The organism is Paenibacillus sp. GXUN7292, assembly GCF_050864975.1.
Classification (GTDB): domain Bacteria; phylum Bacillota; class Bacilli; order Paenibacillales; family Paenibacillaceae; genus Pristimantibacillus.
Genome location: NZ_JBOZWO010000038.1, coordinates 1 through 17825 on the forward strand (window position 1 = coordinate 1; position 17825 = coordinate 17825).

Annotated in this window: 17 protein-coding genes; 11 read left to right on the forward strand and 6 right to left on the reverse strand. The window is 46.2% G+C overall.

All coding sequences use genetic code 11. The annotated features are described in order from the left end of the window. Nucleotides 1-120: 120 nt before the first annotated feature. On the forward strand, nucleotides 121-519 hold the full coding sequence (locus ACRRU2_RS22965; RefSeq protein ID WP_331700712.1) for a hypothetical protein: 399 nt from the start codon (nucleotides 121-123) through the stop codon (nucleotides 517-519). A 61-nt stretch (nucleotides 520-580) separates the two neighbouring features. After that, complete coding sequence (locus ACRRU2_RS22970) at nucleotides 581-1690, forward strand: SGNH/GDSL hydrolase family protein (protein ID WP_331700711.1); 1110 nt, start codon at nucleotides 581-583, stop codon at nucleotides 1688-1690. A 243-nt stretch (nucleotides 1691-1933) separates the two neighbouring features. Here ACRRU2_RS22970 and ACRRU2_RS22975 read toward each other — a convergent pair whose 3' ends face one another. The 4 genes from ACRRU2_RS22975 to ACRRU2_RS22990 form a co-directional block, all read right to left on the reverse strand. Next, the gene (locus ACRRU2_RS22975) at nucleotides 1934-2719 is read right to left on the reverse strand and encodes a DeoR/GlpR family DNA-binding transcription regulator (RefSeq protein ID WP_331700710.1); all 786 of its coding nucleotides are present in this window, start codon (nucleotides 2717-2719) and stop codon (nucleotides 1934-1936) included. 30 nt (nucleotides 2720-2749) lie between these two features. Continuing rightward, nucleotides 2750-2962, reverse strand: coding sequence for a DUF3006 domain-containing protein (locus tag ACRRU2_RS22980; protein WP_331700709.1), 213 nt, complete (start codon nucleotides 2960-2962; stop codon nucleotides 2750-2752). Between the two features lie 14 nt (nucleotides 2963-2976). Continuing rightward, the gene (locus tag ACRRU2_RS22985) at nucleotides 2977-4398 is read right to left on the reverse strand and encodes a ComEC/Rec2 family competence protein (protein WP_432505294.1); all 1422 of its coding nucleotides are present in this window, start codon (nucleotides 4396-4398) and stop codon (nucleotides 2977-2979) included. A gap of 142 nt (nucleotides 4399-4540) precedes the next feature. Next, the gene (locus tag ACRRU2_RS22990; RefSeq protein ID WP_432505296.1) at nucleotides 4541-5395 is read right to left on the reverse strand and encodes a S1C family serine protease; all 855 of its coding nucleotides are present in this window, start codon (nucleotides 5393-5395) and stop codon (nucleotides 4541-4543) included. A gap of 134 nt (nucleotides 5396-5529) precedes the next feature. Between ACRRU2_RS22990 and chrA the strand changes: the two genes are divergently transcribed. The 6 genes from chrA to ACRRU2_RS23020 all read left to right on the forward strand — a co-directional run bounded on the left by chrA (nucleotide 5530) and on the right by ACRRU2_RS23020 (nucleotide 10546). Beyond that, nucleotides 5530-6711, forward strand: a complete 1182-nt coding sequence (gene chrA / locus ACRRU2_RS22995; protein ID WP_331700726.1) for a chromate efflux transporter — start codon at nucleotides 5530-5532, stop codon at nucleotides 6709-6711. 89 nt (nucleotides 6712-6800) lie between these two features. Then, entirely contained in the window at nucleotides 6801-7610 is an 810-nt protein-coding gene (locus ACRRU2_RS23000; RefSeq protein WP_432505298.1) for an acyltransferase domain-containing protein, read from the forward strand. 74 nt (nucleotides 7611-7684) lie between these two features. Then, a complete protein-coding gene (locus tag ACRRU2_RS23005) occupies nucleotides 7685-8983 on the forward strand; it encodes a sensor histidine kinase (protein ID WP_432505300.1) in 1299 nt (432 codons plus the stop codon). A 50-nt stretch (nucleotides 8984-9033) separates the two neighbouring features. Beyond that, the gene (locus ACRRU2_RS23010; RefSeq protein ID WP_331700704.1) at nucleotides 9034-9651 is read left to right on the forward strand and encodes a response regulator transcription factor; all 618 of its coding nucleotides are present in this window, start codon (nucleotides 9034-9036) and stop codon (nucleotides 9649-9651) included. Between the two features lie 181 nt (nucleotides 9652-9832). Then, nucleotides 9833-10270: a thiol-disulfide oxidoreductase DCC family protein gene (locus ACRRU2_RS23015; RefSeq protein ID WP_331700703.1), complete on the forward strand. Its 438-nt coding sequence runs from the start codon at nucleotides 9833-9835 to the stop codon at nucleotides 10268-10270. A gap of 123 nt (nucleotides 10271-10393) precedes the next feature. Then, nucleotides 10394-10546, forward strand: coding sequence for a hypothetical protein (locus tag ACRRU2_RS23020; RefSeq protein ID WP_331700702.1), 153 nt, complete (start codon nucleotides 10394-10396; stop codon nucleotides 10544-10546). Nucleotides 10547-10660: 114 nt separating this feature from the next. On the opposite strand, the gene ACRRU2_RS23025 is transcribed toward ACRRU2_RS23020, so the two are convergent. After that, nucleotides 10661-11782: an alanine racemase gene (locus ACRRU2_RS23025; protein WP_331700701.1), complete on the reverse strand. Its 1122-nt coding sequence runs from the start codon at nucleotides 11780-11782 to the stop codon at nucleotides 10661-10663. Between the two features lie 209 nt (nucleotides 11783-11991). On the opposite strand from ACRRU2_RS23025, the gene ACRRU2_RS23030 reads away from it, so the two are divergent. Further along, nucleotides 11992-13107, forward strand: coding sequence for a CobW family GTP-binding protein (locus ACRRU2_RS23030; RefSeq protein ID WP_331700700.1), 1116 nt, complete (start codon nucleotides 11992-11994; stop codon nucleotides 13105-13107). Between the two features lie 1070 nt (nucleotides 13108-14177). On the opposite strand, the gene ACRRU2_RS23035 is transcribed toward ACRRU2_RS23030, so the two are convergent. Continuing rightward, on the reverse strand, nucleotides 14178-14855 hold the full coding sequence (locus ACRRU2_RS23035; RefSeq protein WP_432505304.1) for a hypothetical protein: 678 nt from the start codon (nucleotides 14853-14855) through the stop codon (nucleotides 14178-14180). A 267-nt stretch (nucleotides 14856-15122) separates the two neighbouring features. On the opposite strand from ACRRU2_RS23035, the gene ACRRU2_RS23040 reads away from it, so the two are divergent. Further along, on the forward strand, nucleotides 15123-15959 hold the full coding sequence (locus ACRRU2_RS23040) for a MerR family transcriptional regulator (protein WP_432505306.1): 837 nt from the start codon (nucleotides 15123-15125) through the stop codon (nucleotides 15957-15959). After that, nucleotides 15928-17712 carry an ABC transporter ATP-binding protein gene (locus ACRRU2_RS23045; protein ID WP_432505308.1) on the forward strand — a complete coding sequence of 595 codons (1785 nt, stop codon included), beginning with the start codon at nucleotides 15928-15930 and terminating at the stop codon, nucleotides 17710-17712. Before ACRRU2_RS23040 ends, ACRRU2_RS23045 begins: the two co-directional genes overlap by 32 nt. The last annotated feature ends 113 nt before the right edge of the window (nucleotides 17713-17825 follow it).

Below are 17825 nucleotides of genomic sequence, written 5' to 3' on the forward strand. Positions count from 1 at the left end.
GAATCGGTCAGACGTTCCGTTAATACGCTCGAAATCGTAGTTTTGAGGCGGCAAAGTGACAGACGTTCCGTTATTGATCCATAAATCGCAGAAAGTAACCATTTGGAGCCGTATAGCGGAATGCGTGACCGCGAAACGAAGAAAATGGCGGTTTTTAGGCAAATAACGGAACGTGTGACCATGTCCATTCCTTGCGAGCAACATTTGTTAAGTAAAAGAAAAAAGGTAACGGAGAGCAAGATTGGGACTGGAGAAGCGGCAGCGTCCGCCTTTGTAGGCCAATTTAACCATTACAGGTTTCATAGGTGCTTAGGTGCCAAAAAATTGGCGTACAACAGCGGTCGGAAGCCCAAACTTGAACGCAGTGTCACCTCTTCTACTGCTTGTTGCATCATCCATCCTGCATTGACAATCTCGTCAGTTTCGTTAGTTACCGTTGTTCGGTCGTATACGGTTGAATTTAAAAAGAAATATTTTCAAATATACGCAGGAACAATTGGAAAAGCAAAGAATATTTAACGTGTGTTGGGACTAGAGGGTAACTACCGACAAAACAATGAGTGATTTGGGGGATGTAAATATGAGTTCTAACGGTGAAAATTTAATTGAAAAGTATGACGAGAATATGAAGGCAAGTAAAGTTGAGAGCGGCAGCATACGCTGGTATTCGCCATTAGAGGAGCCGTTCTATGTTGCTGGCTTTGCATGGCGGGAGCAGGATCATGTATATCGCAGACTGCCTGTCCGCCCTTCGCATAAATTGCCGGAGGCGGTTGATTTTTTGGCGGGCAATACAGCCGGCGGACAAATCAAGTTTCAGTCTACCACCAGTCATTTATCGATTCGTGTGAAGCTGAATGAAAGAGCTAATATGACGCATATGCCTGCAACGGGACAGTGCGGGTTTGATTGTTATGTTGAGGCAGAGGGTGAGTTTATATTTAGCGGTGTATCAAAGTATCCTGTTCAAGATTCGGAGTATGAAACGGTTTTATTTAGCAATTATGGCACTGAGCTTAAAAACATCGTCCTGCATTTTCCGCTCTATATGGGTGTGGAGGAAGTGTTTATCGGGTTAGATGAAGAAGCGGTATTAACTGCGCCGCCTGCTTATTTGTCTCAGGAGAAAGTTATTATTTACGGTACTTCGATTACGCAAGGCGGCTGTGCCGCGCGCCCGGGCATGGCCTATACCAATATATTAAGCAGGCGCATACCGCTTGAATTTATTAATCTAGGGTTTTCGGGAAGCGGCAAGGGAGAGCCTGAGCTTGCGCATAATATCGCGGAGATTGAAAATCCCGCTTTGCTGGTGCTGGATTATGAAGCGAACAGTTTGGGGCTAGATATGCTGAAAAATACAATGCCGGAATTTGTACGGATTTACAGGGAAAAGCATCCTGACACCCCTATTTTAGTAGTATCAAAAATTGCTTATGCACAGGAAGTGTTCAATCCCGTAATGAGGGAAGAAGCTTTACAAAGAAGAGCTTTCCAGGAGGGCTTTGTGCAGCAATGCAGGCAAAAGGGAGACCAGGCGATTTATTTCTTTGACGGCTCGCAGCTGCTTGGAGACACAGCCTTTCATGAATGCACAGTTGACGGCGTCCACCCGACGGATTTGGGCTTTTTGCGAATGGCTGACGGTTTAACACCTATATTCAGGCAGCTTCTTCAAATTGTTGATTGAGCTTGAAGATTGACAAGAGGAAAGAAATAAGGAAAGAAGAAGGAAAGAAAGAAGGATAGAAAGAAGGTGAGAAAAAAGGAAAGAAGGAAGGGGCGTTCCGCTATGGCTCGCCATGCAGCAGCGATATAGCGTGGAAAGCAAAATAGCGGAACGAACCTTGAAACGGCATTTCCTAGGCTAAGGACGCGCCTTTCCAAAGGACGGCGGAGCCATTTATCCTTATAAGGCATTCAATTAGCGGATTCAATTAGCGGTAACCCAGTAAGTATGATTAGCTTTTAAATAGGACTGCCACTCTGCCGGAGGCTGTTTGTCGCAAATAATATAGTCGATCGCGTTTAAATCGGAAATTTTATAATAATCACGCACGCCAATTTTGGAATGGTCGGCTACAACGTAGCTATTTTTAGCCATCGCAATAATGCGGCTGGACAGTGTCGCCTTGGCAGCATCAAGGCTCGTAATGCCATGGTCCATGGTGATTCCGTCAATTGAAATAAAGGCTTTGTCCACATAGAAATTTTCAAGCATTTTTTCTGAAAACGTTCCGCATACCCGCTGATGGAGCGAGTTTACCTCTCCGCCCAAAAATATGATTTTGCCCGTAAATGCTTGCTGCTTCTCATATCTCATTAATAAATTGATAATAGAAAAGGAATTGGTTACGATCGTTAATGCCGGAATGCTGAGCAAATGAGGGATGATTTGCAGCGTAGTGCTGCCTTCGTCGATAAAAATAAATTCATTGGACTTAATCAGCTCGGCCGCTTTTTTGCCGATGACCGACTTTTCCGCTATATGCTGCGTTTCTCTTTCCGTGTAAGCCGGCTCTATTTTGCCATAAGAAACTTTGATCGCACCGCCATACACCTTTTTCAGCTTGCCCTGCGCTTCAAGCTCGTTTAAGTATCTTCTAATCGTTTCCCGCGAAACATCAAAAGTGTCTGCCAAATGATCAACAGTCACTTTTTCATGCGCTTCGATAAGCTCCAATATATGTTTTTTCCGTTCTTCGCCTACTAGAGACATTGAAGTGAACCTCCTTGCGGCATCGGCCTTTTAATCTTCCCAGACACTATCCATTAAGCTTTTCATATGCTTGCTGCGCTCCGCTGTTGCCTCAGCGTCTACCTGCCATACGCCATCAACAAGCGTGACGACGTCGCCCTCTTTGGCAGCAGAATCGACGAAAGATTTATTTACGCTGCTCGTTGCGCCACCTATCTCAATTACAGCAAAGTTGCCTTCGAAGCGATCTATAATGCCTTTCATGGTCCATTCCCCCGTTATTGTGGTGTGAAGCTCGTTTTGGCGGAAGCTTTCAAATTATCATAGGACACATCAATAGTGCCCTGTACGGTAAAATCCTTGGTTGCCCTGCCTATGCGAAAGGAAATTTCCGCATGCCCTTTGCCATCTGTTATGCCTTCATAGCTGGAGGTTGTCGATTTGTAACCTAGCGTAAGCTCTGCTTTTGCTCCTTTGACGGGCTTGCCATTTTCATCCGTTACGGTAACGGTCACTGTGACGAGCGAGTTTTGCGCTGGTTTTGCGTTATCTATTTTCGTTTTGGCTGTAATCTGCTTTTCCTTTTGCGGCGCTGGTGAAGGTGTTGCGGCTGTTTGCCCCGACGGTGCAGACGGCTTGGCGCTAGGCGGCAGCTTCGTTGCATTTGGAAGTGTGGAAGGCTTGCTTGCAGTCGAAATTATTTTACCGTCTGAAGTGAAAATAATATGTCCCTGCAGGTCATTCCGGTACACTTTGACGTTGTGGCGCTTCAGTCTATCCAGTACATTGCTGGCAGGATGCCCGTATTTATTATCTTTGCCGGATTGGATAACAGCGTACTTTGGATTTACAGCCTTTAAAAAGGGTTCACTTGTTGAGGTTTTAGACCCGTGATGACTGACGAGCAGCACATCTGCCTGCAGGCTAGCGCCTGTCTTTAGCATATCTGCTTCGCTTTTGCTCTCTGCATCTCCTGTCAGCAGAAAGCTCGTATCACCATAGACCAGACGCAGGACGGCACTCATTTCATTCGTATCCGTATACGCTTCGATGGGCGCGATCATTTCTGCCTCCACTTTTTCTTCCCAATCGAGTACAACGCCGGCCTTAGCTGTTGTCACTTTCAAATTTTTCTTTTTTACAGCCAACAGCACATCCTCGAATGTTTTCGTATTGGCTTGCACCTTTGGCATGTATATTTTTCCGATATCAAAATGATGAATGACGGCATCCAGCCCGCCAATATGATCGGCATCGGGATGAGTACCAATTAGAATATCTATTTTTTTAATTTGCTGCTTTTTCAAATAATCGACAATATAAGCTTCCTTATCATTATTGCCGGCATCGATCAGCATCGTTTTGCCTGTTGGTCCAATTAATAGCTGTGATGCGCCTTGGCCAACATCGATAAAATGAACAATGAGCTTGCCGCTATTTTTTCCAGATGATGTCGTGACCTCACCCGGCTTCGCAGGCGCTTCTCCCCCGTTTTGCGGGTCGTTCTTGCTGCTCTCAGCGGAATTATGGTCAGTCGGCCCGGCTGATTGGCCTGCGATATCGCTTGGCTTCTCTGTATGTATAGGTATGCTGCTGCCCGGCGCTTGGCCGTCAACCGCAATCGGCTTGGCGCCGCATGCGCTAAGTAACATGATTGCTGAAAGCATAAATAAAATCGGTCGAAACCATTTCCAGTTCATAAACTCATCTCCTCCATGAAAGATTACATGAAAGAGGTGAAAAAATAAAGGGGAATAGTCATAAAAACAGCTTCCAAAGCCTACATTGGCATTGGAAGCTGTTTGCTTGAAGGCGGAATAGCTGCTAATAAGCTTGAGCGGCTTACGGAATGTATGGCATCACATATTCGATGGGTACCGCAAGTCCGACATTGTTGCTCTTTCCGTTTATTTTTATTTTTGAAGTAGCAAATACAACTCCAATGACCTGGCCCTCCTCATTAATGACAGGGCTGCCGCTGTTTCCTTTGTAGATTGGAGCATCGATCATCATAACCGGCTGCGTCCAGTCCTGCAGCCCGGTGTAACCTGTTACAGCTCCCTCGTTGGCAATGAAACGGAAGAAGAGCGGATTGCCGATCACATAAATATGGGCTCCCAGCTTGCTTTCCATTTGCGCATCCGCTGCCAGCGGAAGTGCCGGAAGATCCAGCGGATCGCTGGATACGACTTGCAGCACGGCCGTATCGATAGCGGCATCGCTCGCTATTACTTTCGCATTAAACGTTTTGCCATTAGAAAAGGAGACGATATGAGAACGGGCATTGCTGATTACATGCTCATTCGTTACGATGACGCCGCTTGGTGATATATTAAAGCCAGTCCCCTTGCTATCGCCTGACTTTATAACTACGACTGCTTTTTTATACTGCTGTATATGTGCATCGCTTGATAAAATATTGTTTTTAATTAAAAATTGAATGGAGCTTAAGTTATAAACCTGAGGCCAGAAGGCGAGTATATTGCCTACCAGGGCAAGCGCGATGCCAATCATAATCATTTTGCTGATCCAGCGCGATCGTTGCTTGCTCACCTCCGCCAGCTGCTCATCCTCTTCACTGTCTTCATATAAACTAGGGTCCTCGGGATCAAACTCCTCGAACAGGTCGTTATCGGTTTCACGCTGCTTCGTAATGCTTTTCCCCTCCAAACTAGTTTCGTATATTAATAGAAGCATTTTTCCTATTATAGCAAAATTTTAATAACTATCAGCAATTATCGCAGTTTACAATAGATTTACAAACCGAAATGCAAGAAACAGCTAAAATAGAAGCTAAAAAGGTAAAGCGGGTGGCGTTTTTGTTAAAGCTCATGCAGTTGTTTTGGATATCGTTTAAGCTGGGCTGTACTTCATTTGGAGGTCCTACAGCACATTTAGGCTATTTTTATAATGAATACGTTAATAGAAGGAAGTGGCTGACAGAGCAACAATATGCCGAGCTTGTCGCACTGGGCCAATTTTTGCCCGGACCGGCCTCCAGCCAGGTTGGCATGGGAATCGGGCTGCTGCGCGGAGGTATGCTGGGAAGCGTCGCCTCCTTTATTGGCTTTACGCTGCCGTCTGTACTGCTGCTTGTATGCTTTGCGATATTTTATTTGAGCTCGGATGCTGAATTTGGCTGGCTGCACGGCTTGAAGCTTGTTGCGGTGGCAATTGTGCTTCAAGCGATTATCGATATGTCGCGCAAGCTGCTGTCTTCCTGGATGCATATAGCTATTGCGGCAGTCAGCTTAGCGGCGATCCTTTTATGGCCGAATCCCTTTGTCCAAATTATCGTTATTGCGGCTGCGGCCATAATTGGCCGGGTGCTGCTCTCCAAGCCGGGGATTGCCGCAGGGGCGGTAAAAAGCGAAGCGGATTTGCTCCAAAATACGGCAGTACGTTCAGTACAGCTGTCCAAAAAGACAGGAGCGGCGCTGCTGACGTTCTTCCTGACACTTCTTATTCTGCTACCTATACTGGCAAGAGGGCTGCCATATGAATGGATCGGTATGTTTGAAAAGTTTTATCGCGCTGGCGCTCTCGTATTTGGCGGGGGGCATGTTGTATTGCCGCTGCTGGAAAGCGAATTTGTACAAAGCGGGTTCATTAATGCTGAAGATTTTATTGCAGGTTATGGCATGACGCAAGCTATGCCGGGCCCGTTGTTTACTTTTGCCTCTTACATTGGCTATTTGACAGATGGCTGGTTTGGAGCAGTGCTCGCGACAATTGCTATTTTTTTGCCCGCGTTTTTGCTTATGATTGGCGCCATGCCGTTCTGGATGGAGCTTAGCCGCAACCGCCATGCCAGAAGCGCTATACAAGGCATTAATGCTGCGGTTATCGGCATACTAGCCGCTGCTTTTGTCAAACCGATCGCGATGGAGTCCATTCGCAGCTGGTTTGATGCGATCGCTGCAATTCTGTTATTCCTATTATTAATCAGGTGGAAAATAAAGCCGTACTGGCTCGTTATCATAGGGCTTCTTATTGGTTTGGCTAAACCATAAGAAGCATTCAAGGGGAAGCGCTTATAGTAAGATGTGAAAAGATGATATACTAAGAAAATCAATAAGAGGTAAATAGGAGGAGGCGTACGGTGGATATTAAACAATTTCAATACGGGATTAATCTGCAGGCAGAAGCTTGCCAAGTGATTGACCGTTATGCGCTTCAAGTATCCGAGGAGCAATACCTAGCATTCAAACAGCAATTTTTGAGTGATCAGACTACTTTTTATGAAGCCATCAAGCAGCAAAGCGGCTATCGCCAGTTTTTGCTTTATTTTTTTGTCCGGCTGGCTGTTGATGCCTACGAAGAGTATAAGCTGCGTGAAATTGCGGATAGTGTATATTGGGATACCTTTTCCGATATTGCGATCTGGTGCCGTACATGCGAGAGAAACTTTGGCGAAAGCGGGATCAACGAGTATGGCTGGCTGAAGGAGCATGTTCAGCTTCGTTTGTTCAAGCTGGGCAGATTGCAGTTTCAACCTATTGCGCTGGACAGCAGCATAGAGGCTGAGGACAGAGTGCTGCCAGAAGGGCAGCTAGTGCTCAATGTTCATATTCCAGAGGGGGAGCCGCTTGATGAGCAGCGTGTCAAGCAGTCGTTCGAGCAGGCGCGCGCATTTTTCCGAGGCATACCGCCCATATTTGTTTGCCGCTCCTGGCTGCTTGATCCTAAACTTACCCATATTTTGAAGCCTGAATCCAATATTATAGCTTTTCAGAAGCAATTTCATATTTATGCATGCGATGACAGTATCAGACAGGCAGAAGAAAGAATATTCAATCAGCTGCAGGATGATCCCTCCCTATATTCTGAGCAAACCTCGCTGCAGCGGAGCGCAAAAGCATATTTGCTTGCCGGCTATAAGCTGGGCTGTGGAAGCGGTATTAAAATGTAATTTGTTAATATACAGGCTGAATGAAGAACGAGCGGATTGTTAAGCATTCAGCTTTAAGTAATGGGGTGAATGGCATGCTTTACTATTTCATAGCGCTGTGCGCAGCCGCTACCGTATTGCTCATCGTTGACCGCGGCAATCGGATAAATAGGTGGGCGGCCTTTTTCCTATACATGTCTTCTTTAGGCGGCTTGACGGGGCTGCTCGCAGATTATAATATACCTTATTTATTAAAAATAGTAAGTTTGGCAAACCAGACGCTCTCGCCGTACGGTGTGCTGATGTTCAGCATCGTATACAGCAGCTTTGAGCTGCCCAAGCCAGTAATGCTCCGAATCAGCCTGTTATTGATAGTGCCTGTAATGATTACAATAGGGCTTACGATAATAGGAATTGATAAGCAGTGGAATGAAATCATTCTTTCAATCTGGGCAGTAATATATTATATGGCTTCTTGCGCCATCCTTATTAGAGCTGCCTGGAAAGAAAAAAATGCCAGACTGCGCCGCAACCGGATAATGACGACACTGATGATGGTGCCGACATTGCTGGCGGTAGCGGTGCTGATACATATTGTTTATGTGTTTAATCCGCAATTCGATTTCTTCAGCTGGATCGCCGTTTTTATTATCCTATCCTTTGGCATCGCGCTATTAAGCGCCTTCGTATATGGCGTTCTAGGCATTAAGCTGCGCATTGAATACGATCCCATGCAGGAGACAATGCGGGCAGTGAGCTCGGGCGCTGCGCTGCTCAATCATTCCGTTAAAAATGATGCTGCGAAAATTATGATCAGCACGGAAAATTTGAAGCGGGAGGCTCAATTGAGCGAGGAAGCGCTGCTGCATGTACAGCTCATTGAAGCCTCCTCGGCGCATTTGCAAAGTATGGTTTCCCGCATTCATGAGCGAACGAAAGATATAGTTATTCATAACGAGCTTGTTAGGCTCGATAATTTAGCCGATGAACAGCTGGAGCAGCTCAAAGGGGTATTGGCTGATTCCAATATTTCAGTATATACCGATTATTGCAGTGACCCGATTGCCAATTGTGATCCGGTTCATGTAAGGGAAGCGATCTATAATCTAGTAATGAATGCTGCTGAAGCTATGAAAGGCGGCGGCTGCATACGCATTTGCATTTTGAGAGAGGATGGGAAGCTTTCTTTGGCAGTACAAGACAACGGTCCTGGTATACCCAAAGAGCTGCTAAGCCGAGTCGCTGATCCATTTTTCAGCACGAAGTCATCAGCCGACAATTATGGCTTGGGATTATCATATATTTATAATGTGATGAGAAAGAGCGGCGGAAAGCTGCAGTGGAGCAGCGAAACGGGGAAAGGCGCACGGTTTGAGCTTATTTTCAAAATATAGTACCTGTTCCTAATTATTTATTAATAGTAAATGAAAGCGAGGGAGGAAGCATGGAGCCAATTCGGATATTGATAGTAGAGGATGATACTGCTTGGGTTGCAGCGCTGACCTCGTATTTGAATAAAGAAGCGGACATGCAGGTGTGTGCCAGTGCAGCGACCTCGGCAGAAGCCATTTCCCTTTATGCCGATTCTGAGTTCGATGTGGTGCTGATGGATATACACTTGCAGGGCAGCGAGCTGGACGGCATTCACACTGCTGTAGAGCTGAGCGAGCTGAAGCCAGGCAAAATCATTATGCTTACTTCTGCTTCCGATGAAGAGCTGATGAGGGACTCCTTTACTGCTGGTGCGGTCAATTATATCGACAAGGCTAATTTTAAGGAGCTGCCGCATGCTATTCGCAGCGCTTATCATCGGCCAGCTGCTATGGAAGTGCTGCTCAAGGAATATGCGAGGCTGAAGCGTGAGGAGCAGCTGAAGCAGCTGACGCAGGCGGAGCGGGAAGTATTCGAGCTGATCGAAGACGGCTATACGCAGTCACAAATTGGAGCAAAGCTGTACAAAGCGGAGAGCACGCTTAAAAACCAGGTGAACAAAATGCTGCGCAAGCTTGGCGTGAAAAGCAGCAAGGAAGCGGTGAAAAAGGTAAAGCGCAAAGGGCTTTAACAGACTTTTTAATTGTGAGCCGGACAGCAGCAATAGAACGAGAAAAGCTGAGCAGAATAGAAGCTGGAGTAGGACAATACTTCATCTTAGCGTGCGGTACTATAAAGCTTAGAACTTACGAATCAGCTTGTTTTCTTTTAAAATATAAGAAAGATATTTGTGAGAAGACAAAGAGGGACTGATGAGATTGACGCCACATATATTGCTTATAGACGGTGAATGCATGCTATGCCAGCACATTACCCGGTTTGTCATTCGTCATGACCGCCATGGCAAATTCAGGTTTGCTTCGCTTCAATCTGCAGCTGGAAGGAGCCTGTTGCGGCGGTATGAGCTGCCGGCTGACTATAGAGATACTTTCGTTATGCTGCAAGGAGGGAAGCATTATACGCGATCTGGGGCTGCGCTGCGCGTATGCCGCGAGCTGGGCGGCGCATGGTCTGTGCTTTATGCTTTTATCATAGTTCCGCGCATCGTGCGTGATGCGTTCTATAAATTGGTTGCAAAAAACCGTTATCGCTTATTCGGAAAAGCGGATCAATGCCTTATGCCGACGGCAGAATTAAGCAGCCGTTTTATTGAATCAGAGTCAGAGCTGATGAATTACGGACTGCTATAAAAAGGTGCGGGCTAATGTACAGTCAAGCTAAAAATCAGCAAACGCACAATTTTCCGAAGTGCCTATACATAATGCTGAATTTGTCATAGGATACTGTACATTCAAAAAAAAGGAGATGACCAAATGAACTACGGTGTTAACGTTTCTGGCGGCGCAAATGCTCCATTTCCAGTAGCTGGCGCTCAATGCGGAGTAGGTGGAGTTTTCTCTAATGCTGGTGCAATTCTAGTGCTTTTCATCCTTCTTGTAATCATTACTCGCGCTTGCTTGTTCTAGTATGTTGAAATACGATTAGCTCCGCTTATCGTAAATCTCAAATATAACAGAGGGGGTCCGATTATCCTGAGTGGATAGTCGGACCCCCTTTTGCATCTGTCAAGGACAGCCCTGCTATTGCAAAAGCCCTCTTGCCGCGACAGCCGCTTTATGCAGCTGTCCGTCAGACTGTTTAACAATAACGTAATTATGCAGGTTGATGGTGCTGCAAATATGGTTGGGAATAATCATTATCCTGTCTCCCACAGCGTAGGTCGTCTCAGGGCGAATTATAATAACGCCATGCTCTTCGTTCATGCGTTCAAATACGGCATCGGGATCGCCTACAATATGACCAAAGCCTTTCATATGAAGCGGCGGCTTGCCAGGCTGGATATCTGTGGCGAATGTTTTGCTTCCTCCGTCGATAATAATCCGGTCAGGCGCAGGCCTGCTAATTACTGTTGCCCAGACAATCGCCGCGCATTCATCGAGGCTGCTTACGCCTAGCTCAGCCTGCATGCGGTCTTGAAAAATGTACGTGCCCGGTCTGACTTCGGTAATGCCGGCTATCTCAGCAGCATACATAGCGGTAGGCGTGGAACCGACGCTCACCTCGTCGATAGCGATGCCAGCTGCCCGCAGCCGGTCTGCCGCTGCAATCATCAGCTGTCCTTCCTCATGACCCGCAGCGCGAAGCTCGGTAGTGGATTGCCCGTTAAGTACAGCGCCTTTGTATGTGAAAATTCCAGTCAGCTTCAAGCTGTTCATCCTGGCTATCGTTTTTGCAATAAGAACAGCTTTGTCGATGTCGACGCCTGTGCGCTGCAGCCCTGTTTCGATTTCCAGTCTGATTTCAAGCGTAATGTTATGCGCTTCAGCAGCGCGAGAGAGCATTTTGGCTCCTTCGATGCTGTCTACGCCGACGATAAGGCGGAGGCCGCTTGCAGCGAGCCTGGCGGCGCGTTCTGCCTTCACCTTGCCGATTATAGGATAGGCGACAAATATATCGTTGATGCCTGCTGCAGCCATCAGCTCAGCTTCTGCGAGCTTAGCGGCTGTAATGCCCCTAGCTCCAAGCTCCAGCTGGCGTTTGGCGAGCTCAGGCTGCTTATGCGTTTTAATATGCGGGCGCAATGCAACGTCTCGCTCTCTGGCGCCATCAGCCATTTTGCGCAGATTATGTTCCATTTTGACACTATCTATCATGATATAAGGAGTCTCCAACTGCTCTATCGTTACGTTTGTCTCATTCAAATGACAAGTCTCCTCTCCGTAATGTTTCAAGCCCTATTACTGCAAGAGCGTACTATGATCCTTGCCAAAATGCAATGCATAATGAGGCTCGTTGCGTTTTAATCGGCAGTTGGATAGACTATTACAAGAAGAAAAGCCACAGGCATCCTGGTTTGAGGATGCACCACGGATGAAAAATATTAATTTTGAAGACAAGCAGGGGTGGGAGCATGAACCGTACTGTAATTCCTATTCATTTGCTGTCCGGATTTTTGGGCAGCGGCAAGACGACATTTTTGACACAGCTTCTGGAGCGTTATAAACAACAGGGCTTGAAGCCGGCCGTTATTATGAATGAGCTTGGCGATATTAATCTTGATGGGCAGCTGGTAAGCAGGGATGTGCCGATGGCCGAAATGCTCAGCGGCTGCATATGCTGTACGATCCGCGGTGACTTGGGCATAGAAATTAGCCAGCTGATCGACCAATATCACCCGGATGTAATAATAATTGAATCCACAGGCGCGGCTAACCCATTAGAGACGATTGATGGCGTTACCGAGGCTGCAATGTATAAGGATATAGATTTGCGTTCTATTATTACGGTTGTAGATGGGCCGGAGCTGCTTGCCCGCCGAAGGTCTGAACGTTCAGAAACCTATCAACTCATGCTAGAGCAGATACGCTCGGCTACGCTGCTGTTGCTTAACAAATCCGATAGGCTGGAGCAGGAGCAGCGTATGGAAGCAGAGCAGCTGCTGCGCGAAAATAACAGCCATGCGCCTATTGTTGCGACAGTTCGCTGCCATTTGGACCGTTGGGACTGGCTTGATGCCGAGCAGGAAAAGCCCGCCGCGGCGATAGAAGCGGTTTGGGAGAAGCGCGAGCATGGACGTCATGTGGGGCATGGCGAGCAGGGGCATAACATGGGACTGGGAAGGCATGGGCATAACGTGGAACATGGTGAGCATGAGCATCGCCATAGTCACAGCGGGGAGCATAATCATCAGCACGAAGGTCATGTGCATGAAGGCGATCATGTCCTTCATCATTCGCACAGCCATGTCATGTCGGTAACCTACTATTTGCAGGGCGCAGTGAACAGCGTGCAGTTTGAACAGCTGCTGGATGAGCTCCCCAGCGACATCTACCGGGCGAAGGGAATCGTATCGTTCAGCGATACGGCTGGCCGTTACTTGTTTCAATATGCCTATAAGCAATCCGATTTCATGAAAATTGATCCGCAGGGCGAAGTGAATGACGTAGCTGTTTTTATTGGCGAGCATTTCTCCAAGGAGGAGCTGCTGAACAAGCTTGCCAAGCTTGAAATTGAAAAGAAAAGCTAGCAATATCAGAAATTTTGAGTAGAAAAGAAAAGCTGGCAAGCTCGAAAACTTGGAGTAGAAAAGCAAGCACTATCAAATCTTTGAGTAGAAAAGTAATGGGATAATGAGATAGATAGCTAAGGTAGCTATGCAAGAGTATAGTAAATCTAGCGAATGTGATGAGGCTGTCGCTTCACAGCGGCCAAGGTAACAAACAAAGAATAAACAGTTCCTCTCAGGCAGCACCTTTTCATTCTTTACGAAATTTCGAATAGGGGTGTCGCATACGTGTGGAGCTGCAATTGAGCGGAAGTGCTGCGAATGCGTAGTAGCGCTAGCGAGTGAGGATGCTATATCGATGCTGCAGCAATGTAACTCCTGTGGAAGTTGTAATAAGGTGCTGTGAGCGGTGAAGACTGCAAATGAGCAGAAAAGTGCGTGTGCACGGAAGTTGCAAAAAAGCTTGCAGGTCTTGGTATTTCCAAGAAGTCGATGGTGAGCAGCTATTGGAGAAGCAATAAGAGAGGGGGAAACGAAAAGCAAGATTGGGACTGGAGAAGCGTTAGCGTCCGCCTTTGTGGGCCCGTTTTATCCTTTACAGGGGTTATCTCATCAAAAAAAATGGACTACAACAGCGGTCGGAATCCCAAACTTGATCGCAGTTTCATCTCTTTCTGTTAGCTGGTCAGTCGTTCCGTTATCATGCCCATAATCGCATGTTTGAGGTGAATAAGTGACAGACGTTCCGTTATTGATCAATAAAACGCAGAAAAAGCTCCATCTAAAGCCGAATAGCGGAACGTGTGACCGCGAAATCAAAAAAATGGCGGATTTAGCGCAAATAACGGATCGTGTGTCCATGTCGTTAGTCAGATGAGAGCCGCATGTGCTTCGAATAGGAGTGTTGGACACGTGCGGAGACTGCAAATGAGCAAAAAGTATGTGTGCGCGAAAGTTGCAAAAAAGCTTGCAGATCTTGGTAATTCCAAGGCATGCAAGCTTTTTTTATAGACGGAAGCTGGAAACTCGGGCATCCGCGTCCTTCTTTGTAAGCTTATTTGTGCAAATGCTGACCACTCTGCCTGCAATATTTATACCGTCCACTGCGAACGCGCAATCGCCACGACATACCAGTTGTCCTCATGCTGCTCTACTACAACGATCAGGCTTGCCCAATCGATCCCTGCAAACGATTTGTCAAACCCGCTAAAATGATAATCGGAAATATAGCTTTCGGGAAAGACTTCTTTAATATTGTTCACCATATTTCCGGTTTGAATGACCTCGTCCGCGCCGACTTTTTCGCTATTGGCATAGTCATGATCATAAATGAATTTCTCGTAATACTCCTTGAAGGTCAATTCAATCGTTTCGCCTGAGCCGTCATGCTCCCCCCATACGTATAAAGCAGTATCATCAAAGGAAGGCAATTTGTCTTTTTGGAACTTTTGAGCGGTATCCTTTTGAATATATACGTAAGGCGAGAACTGGATTCCTTTTGTTGGATGAATAAGCTCGCGCAGTCCGTCTATGTCTTTATTTTTAAGCGCCTGAACAACCGCATCAGCCGTCTCTTCCTTTGTAAGCTTCTTGACCGGCGTAGCGGAAGGCTCGCTAGTTGGTGCTGTTGATACTTCAACTGTAGGCGAAGCTGCTGGAGAAGCCGGCTGCTCGGATGGGGAGCTGCTGCTTCGCGGCTTGTCTCCGCCGGTTAAGCTGCATCCGCTTAAAAATAGTAACGTAATGCAAATCATTAGCCATTTTTTCATATGATCCACCTCTGTTGTTTAAAATCTAGTTGTAAACGCACAATCACAAACTGTTTTGATTAAGGAATTGACTGGGTCAAGTAAGGACTGTGTGAAACAATTGACGCTGCATAAGTACCGAAGGTTGCGAAAAAATATGAAAATTGTAAAAAAGGGGCTTGTGCTTGACGTTACGTCAAGTGATAAGCTTTAGTCATAGTATAAGAATTAGTCAACGTATAAGAATTAGTCATAGTATAAGAATTGGTATGTTGGAGGGGAATGGTTATGGACAATAAGGAGCGGCATGCCAGGCTCTATTCAATCGGTTCTTTTGCAAAGCTTACAGGTGTGACAGAGCGAACGCTTCGTTATTACGACCGCCAAGGCTTACTGAAGCCATCGGAGCGCAATGCCCAAGGGCATCGCTATTACTCGGATACAGATATTATGCAGCTGCAGCGCATTTTAACTCTTAAATATCTAGATTTTTCACTCGATGAAATTTCTGTTCATATGTCCGAGGAAGATCAGGATTTCAAGCAAATATTAGCAAATCAGTATCTTTTATTGCAAAAAAAGCATCAGCAGTTAGAGCGTGTCATGAAGACGATAGAACGCATGCAAAGCATCGTAAGCAAGGTGGATAAAATAGATCGCAACCTGCTGCTCGTTTTCATTCACCACATTCAACATGAAGAATCGCAGCGGGCATGGCTGTCGGAGCTGCTTCCGGAAGAAGCGGTTGATGCGCTGTTTATGATGGATGCCACTGAAGAAGAGAAGCTGGAGGCGGAATCGCAGATTACTTCAGTTATTGTACGATTGCTGGAATTGCATCGGAAAGGAAAGAAACCGACGGACGATGAGGTTTTGCTTGTTGGTAAGGAATTTATCGAAATAACACAAATGACGCTTAAAAAAATTTATGAGTCCTTGACAGAGGAACAGCTGGAAAGGTTCATTGAGATAGGGGAAAAGGATATGTTTGACCCGCTTATTTTCCCAAGCAATTTTACGAAGGAAGAACAGGATTTTTTGGATCAGCTTTTAATGCATGTAAATGAACTGACAGAACAAGGAGGGAAGAGCAATGAAGGTTCGAGATTTTTTTCAGCTCATTAGCCAGCATCGGCCCAAAATGTGGATTATTGTTGCAGCGGCTGCTTTAGGTGTCGGTGAAACGTTGCTTGCGCTAGCGATTCCGATGGCAACGATGAATTTGGTGGAGGAGGTCGCTGCCTCCAGCCTGCAAGCAGCAACCATTGTAGTCATTGCCGCCGTGTTTGCCTTACAGACAACGATGTCGGCATTTTCCGTTTATTCCATGTCTTATGTGGGACAATATATTATCCGCGGGCTGCGCAGCGAGGTTTGGGGCCGGATTATGAGGCTGCCAGTAGCTTTCTTCGACCGCAATCATTCGGGTGAGACGATGAGCCGCGTTACGAATGATACAAATGTAATTAAGGATTTTATTGTAGGTCATGTTATATCCTTCTTGGGCGGCATTATATCGATTCTGGGCGGTATATCTATCCTGTTGTGGATGGATTGGCGCATGACGCTGCTTATGCTGCTTGCCGTTCCTGCAGCTTTATTAATCCTTTGGCCGCTTGGTTCGAGAATGTTTAAAATATCTAAAAAGATGCAGGATGAAACCGCGATGTTTCAAGGTGATCTTGGAAGAGTATTGACTGATATTCGCCTTGTAAAAGCTTCTGTCGCAGAACAAACAGAGCAGCGGCAAGGAAAAGTGCGCATTCAATCCTTGTTTAAATTCGGCTTGCAGGAAGCTAAGATTATGTCAATCGTTTCTCCAATGATGATGACAGTAATGCTTATTATACTCGTGCTGCTGATCGGGTATGGCGGAGTTCGTGTGGCGCAAGGGGATTTGAGCACAGGGCAGCTCGTCGCTATCATTTTATATATGTTTCAAATTGTAATGCCTTTTACTCAAATGGCTTCCTTCTTTACGCAATTCCAAAAAGCAATGGGGGCATCAGAGCGGCTGATGGAATTAATGGCGGAGCCTTGTGAAGGCATTGAGAAAACATTGGAAAAGCAGGAAGAAAAAGCGGCTTCCGCTTCAAAAGATTATGCTCTGAATTCAAAGGACATTAGCGGAAGAAAACCGATTGTTTTTCAAAATGTTCAGTTTCAATATTCTGAGGAGAGAGCTATTTTGCAGGACGTTTCTTTTCAAGCTGAGGCGGGGCAACTAACGGCGATCGTTGGGCCTAGCGGAGCGGGAAAGACTACTCTTTTCTCATTAATAGAAAGATTTTATACACCAAGCTCCGGAGAAATATACTATGGCGAGCATGCTGTAGAGCAGCTTCCGCTCGATCAATGGCGTAAGGGGATTGCATACGTATCGCAGGAGAGTCCTATTATGGCCGGCTCGATATCACATAATTTAATGTATGGCCTGGAGCCTGGTCAAGTGGATGAGCAGCGAATGAAAGAAGTTCTGCAGCAAGCCAATTTGCAGCAATTTATTGAGTCCTTGCCAAAAGGGCTAGAGACAGAGGTTGGCGAACGGGGCGTTATGCTCTCAGGAGGCCAGCGGCAAAGGCTGGCAATCGCTCGAGCGATGCTGCGTGAACCGCATATTTTATTGATGGACGAAGCAACTGCTCATTTGGACAGTGAGTCGGAGAAGCTGGTGCAAGAGGCGTTAAATCGTCTAATGAAGGATCGTACGACAATTGTTATTGCGCATCGTTTATCTACGATTGTAAATGCAAATAAAATTATTGTTGTTGAGCAAGGCACGGTGACAGGCCAAGGAACACATGCAGAACTGCTGCAAACCCATAAGCTGTATACGAAGCTTGCCGAGCAGCAATTTATAAGCGATAAGGCATCCTAAGCCTAGTTGATAAAGTTGAAGTGGGGATGAAAATAGCGTTGAAAATGCAGATGAAGTAAGCAGTATGGAGCATTGGAGCCCAGTCAAGCAATGAAGTTAGCAAGCTGGTTAAT